The 16,940-nt window shown below is 56.1% G+C and carries 1 protein-coding gene and 1 pseudogene; both read right to left on the bottom strand.

What is annotated here, in order from left to right:
- Positions 1–7: 7 nt before the first annotated feature.
- Positions 8–1,408 (bottom strand): annotated as a pseudogene (locus tag M2298_RS28235) (condensation domain-containing protein); the annotation flags it as partial.
- 31 nt (positions 1,409–1,439) lie between these two features.
- Positions 1,440–16,928, bottom strand: a complete 15,489-nt coding sequence (locus M2298_RS07435; RefSeq protein ID WP_280648390.1) for a non-ribosomal peptide synthetase — start codon at positions 16,926–16,928, stop codon at positions 1,440–1,442.
- Positions 16,929–16,940 lie beyond the last annotated feature (12 nt).

Genomic DNA, 16,940 nt, shown 5'->3' with positions numbered 1-16,940 from the left:
CAACTGCGGCAATGCGCTCCGGGTGCCGGGCTGCCGTTTCCGCAAACAACTGGTGCACCGTTTTGTCGCTCGGATAGTTGGTTGCCGTGTCGTTCAGCCCGACAAGCAGATGCTGTCTTTCTTCGGGACGGAGCAATGACAGCGCAGACAGGGACCGCTCCGGATTGTCGACGATAGCTTCCAAAATAAGCGCCAGCTGGTCGAGTGTTCGTTCGATCGCCGCTTGTTCAAAACGGTCTGTCGCATACATCATTTTGATGCTGAACGGATCACCCGGAATCCCGACAACCGTAAGCGGATTATCCACCTCCTGGAAGTGCTGCACAGCGGAGATGGTAAAGCCGACTTCTTTCTCGTCCTCTTCGCCAAGCGGATAGTTCTCGAATACGAAAATGCTCTCGAACAGCGGTGTCCCGCGCGGAACGTCCGTCCAGCCCTGAATGTCGACCAACGACGTGTATTCATACTGGCGCACTTTGGATTGCTGTTCCTGCAAAGCTTTGAACCAGTCAGCCAATGATTGCTCCGGTTCGATCTTCGCTTTCATCGGCAACGTGTTGATAAACATCCCGACCATTTGCTCGACGCCAGGCAGGTCGCTCGGACGGCCGGAGCCGGTTACTCCGTACACGACGTTTTCCTCGCCGCTCAACCGGCTGAGCAAAATCGCCCATGCCCCTTGCACGATCGTGTTGACCGTGACTTTATTCGTTCGCGCCAGTTTGGCAAGCGCTTTGGTCACTTGCCCAGTCAGAGCGCGGGTCGCTTCCCCGATCTGCTTTTCCAGTCCCTCATGGCCCGCGGTGCGCTTGGCGTGCGTTTCGAACGGAATCGGCGTAGGATTTTCCATCGGCCCCAAAAACTCGCGCCAAAACTGCTCGGACGCCGTCTTGTCCTGACGGCGGAGCCAGGAGACGTAGTCTTTGAATGGCCTTGCCTGCGGCAGTCGCAAGTCTTTGCCTTGGCGGTACGCTTCATAAAAATCGAGAACTTCCTGAAACACGATCGGGCTGCTCCAACCGTCCAGCAGCAGGTGGTGGAAGCTCCAGATCAGTCGGTGTACGGCTTCGCCCAGCTTGATGATCGTCACGCGCATGAGCGGGGCTTCGCTCAAGTCGAAGCCCGCCGCTTTTTCATTTTGCAAAAACGCCGCCAGCATGCTCTCCTGCTCGTCACTTCCGTATGACGACCAGTCTTTTTGCCGGATAGAAAAAGGAACGCTTTCGAAGACCGCCTGCAGCGGCTTCTCCGTCTCTTCCCAGATGAATCCGGTACGCAAGATCGAGTGGCGCTGAATCACTTTCTTCCACGCTTTTTCAAAGGGAACGATGTCAAGCTCGCCTGTAAGAATCGCCGTAGTTTGAATCATGTAAGCCGATCCTTCCGAGTACAGCGAGTGGAACAGCATGCCTTCTTGCAGTGGGGTTAGCGTATATAGATCAGTGAGATCCCCCATGGAGTTCATTCCCCTTTCTATTTTTTAACCTTGCGAGCACCTTGTTCAAAGCGCTCTGACTCAAGTCTGCATCCTCGAAGTCTTCCGCTCTGTAGCTTTGTTTCTCCGCCTGGATCAATGATTGCAAAGCGTCCGTGTAGTGACGGGCAAATGTTTCGATATGCGATTCGCTGTACAGTCTTCCGTTGTAGAGGAAGCTGAGACCGAGCTTGCCTTCGGTGACGGCCCCCACGACATCGATCAGGTGAGTCCGTCTGTTGTCCGGGCCGCTGTTTGCGCCCCGCTCGCCTTCTGCGTATGCCAGAAGCGCTTTCGCATCTGCCGCCTGGTGGAATTGTCCCAAATAGTTGAAGCTGAGCGGTGCTTGCGGAATCGCCTTTAGCTTTTCGACCAGTTCAGGGTCTTGCGCCATGTAGCGCAGCAGGCCGTAGCCGAGACCTTTGTGCGGAATTTGTTGCAGCTTTTCTTTGACTCGCGCAAGCGCATCCTCGGAAGACGTGTTTGGCTCCAGTTGAATCAGGAGCGGGTACATCGACGTAAACCAGCCGACGGTGCGGGAAAGGTCGACGTCCTCGAACAACTCTTCGCGACCGTGTCCTTCGAGATTGACCAAAAGCGCGGACTCGCCCGTCCATTTGCCGTATGCCAACGCCAGCGCCGTCAACAAAATATCGTTGATTTGCACGCGGTAGCGGGATGGAACTTTTTGCAGCAGGGCGTCCGTCTCTTCTTCTTCCAGGTGGATCGTCAACATCCGGCCGTTTGCTTCTGTGTTTTCCGCCCAGTCATGCACGGGCAGTGGGTGACCCGACAGTTCGTCTGCCGCCTTGAGCCAGTAATCCTGATCAACCAGCATCCGCTCAGAGGACGCGTATTTATGCAATTTTTCTGCCCATGCCTTGTAAGAGGTCGTTTTCGGCGGCAGTTGAATCTTGTTGCCTTTTTCCGCTTGCCCGTACGCTGTTTGCAAGTCTTCGATCAGGATGCGCCACGAGACACCGTCGACTGCCAAGTGATGAATGACCATCAAAAGACGGCCTGGTCGGTCGTACCCGAGATCGAAGTAGACGACTTTCAGCAGCGGCCCGTTCTGCAAATCCAGGCTTGCTTGGGCCTGCTGTGCGAGCTTTTCGATCTTCCGCGCCTGCTGGGCTGGCGGACTCATGGACAAATCCTCCACTTGCAGCGGCACTTCCGAATCGACGTCGGCATACGTCTGCTTCCACTGTCCGTCTGCGAAGGTGTAGCGCAAGCGGAGCGCGTCGTGATGAGCAAGCAGTTGGGCAACGGCTTGGCTCAAATACTCTTCCTCCAACGGTTCGTTCACTTGCAGCAGCATGGATTGGTTCCAATGGTGCGGCGTCGGTTGCTCTTGCTCGAAAAACCATGTCTGGATCGGCAAAAGCGGCACCTCGCCCGTCACGTTCCCTTGCTCCGCGTCCACTTTTGTACTTTGGCCTGCAACTTTTGCCAGCTCGGCAATGGTTTGCTGATCGAACAATTGCTTGGGAGTCAAATGGATGCCGGCCTTGTTCGCGCGGGCGACGATTTGAATGCTGAGAATCGAGTCTCCTCCAAGCTCAAAAAAGTTATCATGAATGCCGATGCGATCCATGCGCAGTACAGCGCACCAAATGTCTGCCAGCGTTTGTTCGACATGGCTTGTAGCCGCTGCAAATGTGTCCTCTTCCCGGCTGCGTTCAAAAACAGGGGCTGGCAGCGCTTTGCGGTCCACTTTTCCGTTCGGAGTAAGCGGCAAAGCATCCAGCATGACAAAGGCGGCAGGCACCATGTAGTCCGGTACGTGTGCTTTGAAGTGCTGGCGCAGCTCGGCTGTCCCAAGCTCTTGCTCGGCGTCCTTGACTGCGTAGGCGACGAGCTGCTTCATGCCCGCCTCATTTTCGTGGACGATCACCACCGAGGCCGTAATTGCCGGGTGTTTGGCCAAGACCGCTTCCACTTCGCTCAACTCGATGCGGAACCCGCGAATTTTTACCTGGTTGTCGAGCCGCCCGATGAACTCGATCAGACCGTCCGGCAAGTAGCGCACCAGGTCGCCTGTGCGATAAAGACGTGCCGCCTGATCAGTTGCAAACGGATTGGGCACAAACCGCTCTGCCGTCAAATCTGGGCGGTTCAGGTAGCCTTCCGCCAGACCGTCGCCGCCGATGTACAGCTCGCCAGTCACGCCAATCGGAACGGGCTGCATGTGACGATCGAGCACGTATGCCGTCGTGTTTTTGATCGGACGGCCGATCGGGAAAGTGTGGGCCGATTCGGGCATAATCGTGACCGGATTGCAGCAAGTGAATGTCGTGTTTTCGGTCGGGCCGTACCCGTTGATCACCGTCAGCCCTGCGATTTCCAGCGCTTTTTTCACATGCGGAACGGATACGATATCTCCGCCGACGAGCAGTTGGCGAACCCCGGACAAATATTCCTTGTGATGGTCGACCATCAGCGTGAACAGCCCGGCTGTCAGCCAAAGTGTCGTCACGTGGTGCGACTGGATCGCTTGCCCGATTTCTGCGAGCGACGGCAGTTCTGGCGGCAGCAGGACGAGCTTCGCCCCGTTCAAAAGGCTGCCCCATATCTCGAAAGTCGCCGCATCGAACGACACGGTGGACGCTTGCAGGAACACGTCTTGCTCCGTGATCGTCACATAATCCGTTTCCTTGACGAGGCGGACGATGCCGCGATGAACGACAAGCGTTCCTTTTGGCAGTCCGGTCGAGCCGGATGTGTAGATGACGTAAGCGAGACTTTCCGCTGTCGTGTCCACGTCAGGCGCCTGCTCGCTCTCCTTGGCAATCAGCGGCCAATCGCGATCCAGGGCAATCGTAGTCCGTTCCCCTGACGGCAAGCCGGGCATGAGCTGCTCCTGCGTCAGCAAGACCGTGATTCCGGCGTCGCCCATCATGTAGGCCAGACGCTCCTCTGGATAATCAGGATCGAGCGGCACATAGGCTCCACCAGCCTTGAGTATGCCGAGCATCCCGATCAGCATTTCCGGCGAACGTTTGACGCAGAGGCCGACGAGCGCACCCGGCCGCACTCCTTTTTGTTGCAAGTAGTTGGCTGTCTGGTTGGCCCGGCGCTCCAATTCCGCGTACGTAAGCGTCTGATTTCCCGCAACGACCGCCAGTCGCTCAGGATAAAGCAGCGCCGTTTCCCGGAACAATTGATCCACCCGTTTGTTTCGCGGATAAGCGGTCGTCGTGTCGTTCCACTCCACCAGCAATTGCGCTCGCTCGCTCTGGTTCAGCAGCGGCAATCGGGCAATACCCTGATCCGGCATATGAACGATAGCTTCCAGCAGCTGAACAAAATGCTGCGACAGTCGCTCCATCGTCGCCTCATGGAACAGCGCTGTGTTGTATTCAAACGTGGCGAACAGTCCGTTTTGTTTTTCCGCCATCGTCAGCGTCAGATCGTATTTGGAAGTGACCAGATGCTTGTCCATCTCAAAATCAGCCACACGGATACCAGCTTTTTCGTCCAAGTTCAGCTGGAAGTTTTGCAGGACAAACATCACCTGGAACAGCGGCGAGTAGCTGAGACTGCGCTCCAGCTCCAACTCGTCGACCAACTTTTCAAACGGCAAATCTTGATGGGCGTATGCTTCGAACGCCGTCTCCCGCACTCGTGCCAGCAACTCGCGGAAGGTCGGTTCTCCTGACAAGTCCGTCCGCAGCACCAATGTGTTGATGAAAAAGCCGATCAGCGGCTCCGTCTCTTGTCTGTTCCGTCCCGCGACAGGGCTGCCGACGAGGATGTCCTCCTGCCCGCTATAGCGGTAGAGCAAGACTTGGAAGGCAGCGAGCAAGGTCATGAACAAGGTCGCGCCTTCTTCCTGGCTGAGCTTGTTCAGCTTTGCGTACAGCTCGCCTGAAAGCTTGATCGTATGCATCGCGCCATCATGCGTCTGGACGGCAGGACGCGGCTGATCTGTCGGCAAAGCCAGCAGCGGTTCGGCTCCGCTCAGCTTTTCTTTCCAGTACGCAAGCTGCTCGGCAAGCACTTCCCCTTCCAGCCACTTCCGCTGCCAGACGGCGTAATCTGCGTATTGCACCGTAATCTCGGCCAATTCAGGCGCTTCTTCCCGCACAAACGCTTCGTACAGCGCCCGCATTTCTTTGAGGAAAATGCCGATCGACCAGCCGTCGAAAATGATATGGTGCAGGTTGAATAAGAAGACGCACTCTTGCTCCGCCAGACGAATCAGGGTGGTGCGCAGCAAAGGACCTTGGCTCAGGTCAAACGGCGTCGCCGCTTCCAATCCGGCCAAGCGATGAGCTTCCGCTTCCCGCTCGTCTGCTGGCATCCCGCGCAAGTCGATCACGTTCAGCTTTCCATCCAGCCGGGAGTGAATCACTTGCACCGCTTCCCCATCCACATCGCCAAAAGTCGTCCGCAAGCTTTCGTGGCGCTGGATCAGCACTTGCAGGCTCTTTTCCCAAGCGGCGATATCCAAATCTCCCAACAAGCGCACGGCTGACGGAATGTTGTACAACGTGCTGTCCGGCATCAGGCGATCCAGAAACCAGAGGCGCTGTTGCGCGAACGACAGCGGCAAATGAGCTTCCCGTGAGACAGGCAGCATCTGCGCTTCCGTTTCGTTCTGCCCAATCGCTCCAAGTGTCTCGGACAGCTCTGCAACAGTCGGCCGCTCAAAAATCGCGCGGATCGGCACTTCTTTCGCAAACGTTTCGCGCAGACGGGAAGCTACTCGTGTCGCCAGGAGAGAATGCCCGCCCAGTTCGAAAAAGTTGTCGTGCACCCCTACTTGCTCGATTCCGAGCACATCAGCCCAGATGCTGGCGACCAACGCTTCCGTCTGATTGCGCGGCGCTACGTAGCCAGCGGCAGAAGCGACTTGCCCCCACTCCGGTTCCGGCAGTTGCTTGCGGTCGATCTTGCCGTTCGGTGTCAGCGGCATCGCGTCCAGCCAGACAAAGAAGGAGGGAACCATAAACTCGGGCAATTTTGCCTTGGCCCAGCTCGTCAAGACGGCACGATCGCCGCACTCCCCGTCTTTTGTCGTGATGTAGGCAACGAGACGCTTTTCGCCCAGCTTGTCTTCTTTTGCCACGACCACTGCTTCCTTGATCTGTGGATGGCTGCGCAGGACAGCCTCCAGCTCGCCCAATTCGATCCGGTAGCCGCGAATTTTGACCTGGTGGTCGATGCGGCCCAAATACTCCAGCTGTCCGTCGGGCAAGTAACGAACGAGATCGCCTGTGCTGTACATCCGCGCATGCGGATCGGGGTGGAACGGATTGGGCAAAAAGCGTTCTGCCGTCATTTTCGGGCGCTTCAAGTAACCGCGCGCCAAGCCGTCACCGCCCAAATACAGCTCCCCAGGCAAGCCCAACGGCACAGGCTGCAGCTTGGCATCGAGAACATACGCTTGCGTGTTGGCCAGAGGACGGCCAATCGTCGGCTCTGTCTTTGCCCCTTTTGTCACCTGGACATAGGTGGAGTACGTCGTATCTTCCGATGGGCCGTACAGGTTGAAAACTTTTTGCACATGCCCAAGCGCGTACAGACTTTGCGCCAGCGTGTTCGGCAGCGGCTCTCCGGCGAGATTGACGACCCGCACGCTCGGCGGTATCGCGTTCATCCGCACCAGTTCCTTGGCCGCAGATGGCACGGTATTGATCAAAGTCACCTCTTTTGCCGCTGGCAGGCTTGGCAAATGCAAGGCGTTGTCCGCCAAAATCACTTTGCCGCCGCAACTCAAGGTCACGAATATTTCATACACGGACAAGTCGAAGCAAATCGAAGTGGACGCGAGCACGCCGCTCATTTCTTCAGCCGAGAAGACGGTTTTCGCCCAGAAAATGAAGGCAATGACGCTGCTGTGCTGAATCGCCACCCCTTTTGGCAGACCTGTCGAGCCAGATGTGTAAATCACGTAAGAAAGGTTGGTTGGCGCAGCCAAATTCGGCACATTTGCTTCCGGCTGAAGCGTCATGCACGCCCAGTCGCGATCCAGGCAAATCACTTGTGCTGTATGCTCAGGCAACATCGGAAGCAAGCGTTCTTGCGTCAGCACGATCGCCGCCTGCGAATCTTCCAGCGTGTAGCCAATCCTGTTTTGTGGATAGGCAGGATCAATCGGCACGTACGCACCGCCCGCCTTGATAATTCCCAGCAAGGCGACAATCATCTCGGCCGTCCGCTCCATCAGGACAGCGACCAATACTTCCGGCCCGACGCCCTGCGACCGCAGGTAATGTGCCAGCTGGTTCGCCCGTTTGTTCAGTTCCGCATATGTCAAACGCTCAGTTCCGACGACCAGAGCTTGCGCGTCCGGCGTTGCCTCCACTTGCGCCTCGAACAGCTGGTGCATCACCAGATTGCGCTCGTACGGCATGTCGGTCGCATTCCATTGCACCAACAGCTTGTGGCGCTCCGCTTCCGTGATGATGGACAAGTCTGCGAGCTGTTCGTGCGGCTCACGCATGATTGCTTCCAGCACACTGCTCAACTGGGCCAGCACCTTGTCCATGGCTGGCTGCTCGAATCGGCCCGTTTCATAAATCAGTTTGAGCATCAGTTCCTCGCCGGGCGCTACCACGAGCGTCAGCGGATAGCTCGTCTGCTCGACCGCTTTGACTTCCCCGAGCAACATGCCGGATTCGGAATCCGCACTTGTGCCGGACAAGTAGTTCTCAAAGACGAAAATGCTGTCAAACAACGACTGGCCGCGCGGCACCTCGCTCCAGCTCTGGATGTCCACGAGCGGCGTAAACTCGTACTGGCGCATCTCGCTTTGGGCCTGCTGCAAGCTTTGCAGCCAGTCGATGACCGTCGTCTGTTCCGGGAAAAGCACACGGACAGGCAACGTGTTGATAAACAGCCCCACCATCGCTTCTGCGTCAGGCAAGTCGGTTGGCCGTCCCAGATTGGTCGTGCCAAAAACGACTTCCGCTTCGCCTGCATAACGCGCCAGGATCAGCGCCCAAGCCCCTTGCACAACCGTATTCAGCGTCAACTGGTGCTTGCGGGCAAAAGCGAGCAAGTTCGCTGTCGCCCGTTCGGACAAAAGCAGCTTGTGGTCTGCGTATTCTTTTGGCTGACCCGCGCTGCCACCCGATTTCCCCATGCCAAGCGGCGTCGGCACGCCAAAGCCCTGCAAATAGTCGCGCCAATACTGCTGCGCTTCTTCCAGGTTTTGTCGTTTCAGCCAGGCAATATAGGCTGAAAACGGAGGAATGGCGGGCAAGCTCGCTTCCTTGCCATGCGAGGCTGCGGCATAAAACGCCTGCCAGTCCTGGAACACAATCGGCGTGCTCCAGCCATCGAGCAACATGTGATGGAAGCTCCATACAAACTGAAACGTGCTCGCATCCTGGCGAATCAACGTCCAGCGCATCAGCGGCGGACGGGTGAGATCAAAACCCCGCTTGCGATCTTGTTCCAAATATGTCTGCAAGCCCGCTTCTTGCTCAGCCGCTGTCAGATGGCGCCAGTCCAGTCGCTCGACAAACGTTTTGACTTTCGCGTGCACGACCTGATGCGGCTTCTCCAATCCGCTCCACAGGAAGGACGTTCGCAAAATCGCGTGGCGCTCGACGACTTTTTGCCAGGCTGCCGAAAATGCCTCTACATTCACATGCTCCAGTTTCAAAGCGAGCTGCACCACGTAATCCCCGCCTGCTTGCTCATACAAGGAATGGAACAGCATCCCTTCCTGCAACGGCGTAAGCGTATAAACGTTCTCGATCAGGCGATTGTGACCGATAAACTTGTCGAGACTGTTTTGATCCAGTTCCGCGAGCGGGAAGTCGGAAGGCGTATAGCCCCCTGCTTGCTCCGTGCGGCAATGGGCAATAATCGCTCGCAACGCTTGCACATAGTCATGAGCGAGCTTTTCAATCGTGCCCGGCTCGTACAGATCGCGGCTGAATGTCCAGCTCATCTCCAGCTGGTCTTGCGCCACCATGCTCATGACATCGAGCTTGTAAAGACGCGTCTCATCCTCGCTCACATTGGATGCCGACCAGTTCGGAATGATTTGGAACAACGCCGCGTCAGTCGTTTGGCCTTGGCCGAATTGTCCCAAGTAGTTGAAGCTGATCTCCGGCTGCGGCTTGGCTCGCAACATTTCAGCCGTTTGCCCATCCCGGCTCAAATAGCGGTGAATACCGTAGCCAATCCCTTTGTCCGGGATCGCCCGCACTTGTTCTTTGATCGACTTCAGCAAGTCACCCCAGGCCAAATCCGGCTCCGTTTCCAGCAAGACCGGATACAGGCTCGTGAACCAGCCCACCGTACGCGACACGTCCACGCCATCCACGATCGGCTCGCGACCGTGTCCCTCTATCGAGACATACAGTGCCCGCTTGTTCGTCCAATCCGTAATCGTGCGCGTCAAGGCACTGAGCAACACATCGTTGATCTGCGTGCGATAAGCGGCTGGCACTTCTTGCAGCAGCGCCCGAGTCTCGTCCGCGCTCAGCTTTGCCTTTACTTGCACGGCCAGACCTTCCGTGTTCGTGCCTTGTGGATGATCAACAGGCAGCCCGCATGCCTGTTCGCTGACCATGCCAGTCCAATACTCATCGACAGCGCTTTGCTCCGCGTACGTTGTCAGCTCCTCCGCCCAGCTTTTGAACGAAGTCGTCTTTTGCGGCCATGCAATCTTTTGCCCGGCTTTAACCTGTTCGTAAGCGGTTTGCAGGTCTTCCAAAATAATGCGCCAGGAGACGCCATCGACCACGAGATGGTGAATCACGATAAACAGCCGCTGTTCCGCTCCGAGTTGGAAATAGGCGGCACGGTGCAAAGGTCCTTTTTCGATATCCAGGCTTGCTTGCAGTTCGTCTGTGATGTGCCGCATCCGTGCTTCTCTCTCCGCCTCAGGAACGGACGACAAATCGGCGACCAGCAGCACATCTTCATCCGCAATCTCACCATGCGCTGCCTGCCATGTTCCGTTGACCTGCTGAAAGCGCAGGCGCAGGGCATCATGCTGGCGAGGCAGCGCGGCAAAAGCTTGCGTCAGCGCCGTCATATCGAGTTCTTCCCGCACTGCGAGCATGACCGACTGGTTCCAGTGATGAACGTGGCGGACATCCTGCTCGAAAAACCACGTCTGAATCGGCGTCAAAGGCATTTCGCCTGTCACGATTCCTTGTTCGGCCTGCATTTCCGGCGCTTTTTCCAGCACCACTGCGCTTGCCGCCAGCTCTGCCAATGTTTGCGCGTCAAACAAATGCTTCGGCGTTAACTGCAAACCAGCCTGATGGGCCCGCGAAACGATCTGAATGGTCAAAATCGAGTCGCCGCCCAGTTCGAAAAAGTTGTCGTGAACCCCGATCGTCTCTACGCCCAGCACCTCTTGCCAAATTTCGGCCAGCTTGCGTTCCACATCCGATTGCGGTTCGACGAAGCTGCCTTCCCACTCTGTTTTCGCGACATCCGGCAGCGGCAAGGCGCGACGGTCTACTTTTCCGTTTGGCGTGAGCGGCAGGGCTTCCATCAGCACGATGGCAGACGGCACCATGTAATCTGGCAACATTTCTTTCAAGGACTGGCGCAACTCGCTCGTCTGTCGCTCCTCTCCTTCATGGAGCACGACATACGCAACAAGCCGCTTCACTCCGGGGGTCACATCTTCGCGGACGATCACCACGGACTCCGCAACCGCCGGATGAGCGTACAAGGCCGATTCAATCTCGCCCAGCTCAACCCGGAACCCGCGAATGCTTACTTGATCGTCGGCACGTCCGATAAACTCGATGCTGCCATCTGCTGCATAGCGCACCAGGTCACCAGTCCGGTACATCCGGGCACCTTCAATCGGAGAGAACGGATTCGGCACAAAGCTCGCTTCCGTCAAGTCAGGACGGTTCCGATAGCCGCGCGCCAGACTTTTTCCCCCGATATACAGCTCTCCGACTACCCCTACAGGTACAGGCTGTCTGTTTTCATCCAACACGTAGACAGACACATTGTCGATCGGGCGACCAATCGTCGGCGCAGACTCGCGCTCGCCCAAAACAGGCACTACCCCTGCTGTCGCAACCACCGTATTTTCTGTCGGCCCGTACTGGTTCACGAGCGTAAACGGCACGTCCGCAGTCGGGTATTGGTGCAGCGTATCACCGCCCGTCAGCATGTAGCGCAGCGCCGCTCCCGTCGGCCATGGCAGCGGAAGCAAGTTCTCAGCCAGCGGAGTCGGCAAAAAGCTGATGGTGATGCCTGTCTCGACCAGCCAGTCCCGCAGTTTTTCCGGCGATAGGCGAATCTCGTCCCGCGGCTGGCAAATCGTCGCACCTGCGGTCAAATACGGCCAAGTCTCCCATACGGAAGCGTCAAACGCCGTACCGGCAATTTGCGAAGCGCGATCTTCTGCCGACACGCTGTAGGCGCGCTGGTGCCAGTTGACCAGATTCAGGAGCGATCCGTGCTCGATCTCTACGCCTTTTGGTGTCCCCGTCGAGCCTGACGTATAAATGACGTAGGCAAGTTGATCCGCATTCGTCTTGATTGCAGGCGCAGCCGTGCTTTCCGCCGCAATCTCCTGCCAATCCCGATCCAGGCACAGAAGCGCCGCTGCTTCCTGCGGCAATGCGTCAAGCAAGCGCTCCTGGGTCAAAACGAGCGACATTCCCGCATCTTTGATCATGAAAGCGAGCCGTTCGCGCGGGTACGCCGGGTCCATCGGGACGTAAGCAGCACCTGCCTTGAGAATCGCCAGTTGACCGATCAGCATCTCGCTGGAACGCTCCACGCAAATGCCCACCAAATCCTCCGAACCAATCCCTCTTTTCAACAAAGCATGCGCAAGCTGGTTGGCTTTCGCGTCGAGCTGTGCGTACGTCAGCGCCCCTTGCTCCCCGATCACGGCAAACTGTTCCGGCAGCTCCTGTGCGATGCGCGCGACCCGTTCATGCACTAGCAGGTCGAGGGAATAGGCGACATCTGTCTGGTTCCATTCGACGAGCATCCGGCTTTGTTCCGCATCGCCCAACAGGGGAAGCTCCACAATTTTTTGCCCCGGATCGGCAGCGATGGCTTGCAGCAGATTGCCAAAATGCTCGGCCATGCGCTCGATCGTCGTACGGTCAAACAAATCGGTGCTGTATTCAAACACGCCTTTCAATCCGTTGTCCGCCGCTTCAATCATCGTCAGAGTCAGATCGAACTTGGTCGTCTGGTTGAGCGTGACTTCATCGGGCGCAATCGCCAATGTCTCGCCTTCACGCACGCCTGTCGACATACCCTGCACAGCAAAAAGCACCTGAAACAGCGGCGAGTAGCTCAGACTGCGTTCGATTTGCAGCTCATCGACCAGTTTTTCAAAAGGCACATCTTCGTTGGCAAACGCATCGAACGCCGTCTCGCGCACGCGACGCAACAGCTCCACAAACGTAGGATCATCGGACAAATCAGTGCGCAGGACGAGCATGTTGACGAAAAAGCCGATCAAGTTTTCGATCTCTTGCCGATTGCGTCCGGCGACAGGGGTGCCAATCAAAATGTCGTTCGCATGCGTATAGCGGTACAAAAAGCTTTTGAATGCCGCAAGGAGCGTCATGAACAGCGTAGCGCCCTCTTGCCGTCCCAGCTCGCGCAGCTTTTGCCCGACCTCACCCGGCACGTAAAAAGACAAATGGTCTCCGCGATAACTTTGAACGACCGCTCGTGGCCGATCTGTCGGAAGCGGCAACAGCGGCTCGCTGCCGTCCAGTTTGTTTTTCCAGTAACGAAGCTGTTCTTTCCATACGTCGTCTTGCGATTTCTCGCGCTGCCAGACGGCATAGTCCCGATACTGGATCGGCAAGGCAGCAAGCGGCAGCGCTTCTCCTTTGAGCAACGCTTCGTACACTTCGCTCAGTTCGTTCACCAGTACATCCATCGACCAACCGTCGGAGATGATGTGGTGCACGTTCAGCCAAAGGACAGACTCCTGCTCCTCCAAGCGAATCAGCATCGCCCGCAGCAGCGGCCATTGATCGAGGCGGAACGGCGTTGCTGCATCTTCCTCGGCCATTTGCTTCCACTCCGCGTCTTTTGCCGCGGCTGGCTTGTCGCGAAGATCGGTGACGCCAAGCGACAGATGCACATCCGTATGAATCACCTGCAACGCTCGCCCGTCCACATCGACGAACGTGGTGCGGAGCGATTCATGCCGCTGGATGATTTCATTCAAAGCGCGTTCCAGCACAAGCTCATCGACTGTTCCGCGCAGCCGGAAGCCGACGGGGATGTTGTACATGGCGCTGTCCGGGATGAGCCGATCGAGGAACCAGAGACGCTGCTGGGCGTAAGACAGCGGCAACTCGTCGGCACGCTGGAGCGCGGACGGCTGAATCGGGCTGTGCTTGTCCGCTTCTGCTCCATGCCGCAACGCTTGAATCCGCCGAGCCAATTCGGCTACTGTCTGATGGGTAAAAATTTCGCGCATCGGAAGCCGGACATGAAACAGCTTGGCTGTGCGGGAAAGCACCTGTGTCGCCAAAAGCGAGTGCCCGCCCAATTCAAAAAAGTTGTCGTGCACCCCGACCTGCGATACATTGAGCACTTCCTCCCAGATGCGGACAACCAGTTCCTCAACCGGATTGCGCGGCGCAAGGTAGACGTTGCCTGTATGCACGCGGCCATCCGGGAGCGGCAGCGCTTTGCGATCGATTTTTCCGCTCGATGTCAGCGGGAACTCTTCCATCTGAATAAAATGGGACGGCACCATGTAGTCCGGCAATGCTTGGCGAAGCGCTTCACGCAGCGCGTTGACGGTCCACTGCTTGTCTGCGATGAAATACGCGCACAAATACGCTTGCCCGTTATGGTCTGTGCGAGCGATCACGACAGCGTCGCGAATCGAAGCTTCCTGAATCAGCTGAGCGCGAATTTCGTCCAGTTCAATCCGATAGCCGCGAATTTTTACTTGATGGTCGATCCGTCCAAGGTACTCGATGTTGCCATCCTGCCGGTAGCGTGCCAAGTCGCCCGTGCGGTACATGCGTTGTCCCGCTGCAAACGGATGAGGCACAAATTTTTCGTTCGTCAATGCTTCGTTGTTCCAATAGCCTCTCGCCAAGCTCGCTCCGGCGATGCACAATTCACCAGGCACGCCGACTGGCTGCAATTGTCCATGCTTGTTCACGATATGCGTCTGAATATTGGCAAGCGGCTTGCCGATTGGCACCAGCACGTCTTGCGAATCTTTTGCCAAGGAATACTTCGTGGCATAAATCGTCGATTCGGTCGGGCCATAAATGTTTTCCAAAATGACGCCAGGCAGCGCCTCGTACACTTTGCCCACCAGCTCGGACGGCATCGCTTCCCCGGCGGCAAATATATAGCGCAATGGACTTTCTTGCTGTTGATCCCGGACATAGTCGACGAACGGAATCAACATCGACGGCACAAAATTGACATGTGTCACGCCGTGATTGACCATCGTCTCCCAGATGTGGGCAGGCTCCTTCTCCGCTCCGGGATCGAGAATGACCAATCTGCCGCTCCCCAAAATCCAGCCAAAAATTTCTGCGACCGAAACGTCAAAAGTGTAGGTCGTCTTCAGCAAATACGCATCGTTTTCCAGCAGCGGATACAGTTCCTGCAAGGCAAAAATGATGTTCAACAAGCTCGCATGCTCGATCATGACGCCCTTCGGCTTGCCCGTCGAACCCGATGTGTAGATGACGTAAGCCAAATGGTTCGCATGGGAGACGCACTCCAGATTGTCCGCTGCTCCCTGGTAAATCTTAGCTGCTTCCAGATCGATGATCCGATCCGCAAAGTCAACCGCTCCAAGAAAGCGATGGTTCACCAGCAACAATTCACTTCGGCTATCTTGCAAAATATATTCAATGCGTTCCTTCGGATGGGACGGATCAATCGGCAAGTACGCCCCGCCCGCCTTAAAAATGGCCAAAATCGCAATCATCATCTCTGCGGAACGCTCGGTAAGCAAACTGACCATGCTTTCCGGGCCGATTCCTCTCGCCCGCAACAGCTTCGCCAGTTGATTTGCCTTTTCGTTCATCTCCCGATAAGTAAGGACTTGTTCTCCCATGACCAGCGCGATGCGCTCTGGCTCCCTCTCGGCGCGCTCTTCAAAAATCTGGTGGATCAGCTTATCTGTAGGATAATGGCGGTACGTATCGTTAAAGGAATGCAGTTGCAGCTGTTTCTCTGCCGGATCAACCACTTCGAGCTTTTGCAAAAGGATGTCTGGCGCATTTGTCACTTGTGTCATGATGGTGGTGAGTTGTCGACTGATGTGAAGGAGCTGTTCTTCGCTAAAAACAGCGGCATTGTATATATATTTGATGGTGATGACATCACTTGGGGTAACCATTACGTTCAGGTCGTAGTTGGTTTGTTCAAAAGCAGATAGATGAGTGAGGGTAAACTCTTCGTTGTACTGGTTCAGACGAGTCAGAAATTGCTGGCCCATCGGATAGTTCTGGAACAGCAGAATATGGTCAATCAGTTGCTGGTTGCCCTGAATGTCAGCCAAGGAAAGATAATGGTATTTGGCAAGCGAGAGCGCTTCCTGCTGCACTTGCTTCACCAGCTCGGAAAACGTTTGCTCCGCTCCCGCCTGGACGCGGATCGGCACCGTGTTGATGAACAGTCCGACCATCTGTTCGACGTTCGGCAGGTGGCTCGGACGTCCGGAGACAACCGAGCCGAACACGACGTCTTCCGTGTTGCACTGGCGTTGCAGCATCAGCCCCCAAATCGCGCGGAACAAATTGTTGACCGTCACGTGCAATTGCTTGGCGAGCTTGTTCAAGCTATCCGTCAACGCCTGCTCAATCGCAAACACCAATTCCGCCTGTCTGTAGCTGTTTTTGCCGCCCTGCTTGTGTATAAAGCTGGTCGGTTCATAGCCGCTTATATACTCAGCCCAGCTCGCTTTTGCCTCTTCGGCGTCCTGCTCTCCCAGCCAACTGATATACGTGCTGTAAGGGTAAACCGGGCCAAGCTCGACGGGCAGGCCGCCTTTTCGCTGTTGATAAATTTGAAAAAAGTCGTTGAGGACAATCGGAATGCACCAACCGTCCAGCAAAATATGATGGTGACTCCAGAAAAGGGTATGCGTGTCAGCCGAAGTCCGGACAAGAGTGAGACGGATCAGTACGTCTTTGGCCAAATCGAAGCTTGTTTGGCGGTCTTTCTGCGCAAAGTCTTCCAGGTAGGCAGCTTGCTCCTCTTCAGAAAGGTGGGTAATATCCAGCACCTGAACCTTTGTCTTTCTTTCCCTGAGCACGATTTGCCGGGGCTTTTGCACTTTTTCCAGGAGAAAGACCGTTCGGAGAATATCGTGTCGTTCAATCAGCGCGTTCAAGCTTTGTTCCAGGATAGCTGGATCGATGAGCCCTTTGATCGTAAAGCGCATTTGTTCAAAATAGGACTCGCTTCCTTCGTCCAGGAGGGAATGAAACAACATTCCCTCCTGCATAGGAGTTAACGGGTATATATTGTCGACCTTTTTCCTTGACACGACTACTCTCCT

The sequence above is a fragment of the Brevibacillus sp. 1238 genome, from assembly GCF_029892995.1.
GTDB lineage: Bacteria > Bacillota > Bacilli > Brevibacillales > Brevibacillaceae > Brevibacillus > Brevibacillus parabrevis.
This window is presented reverse-complemented; position numbering and strand designations above follow the sequence as displayed.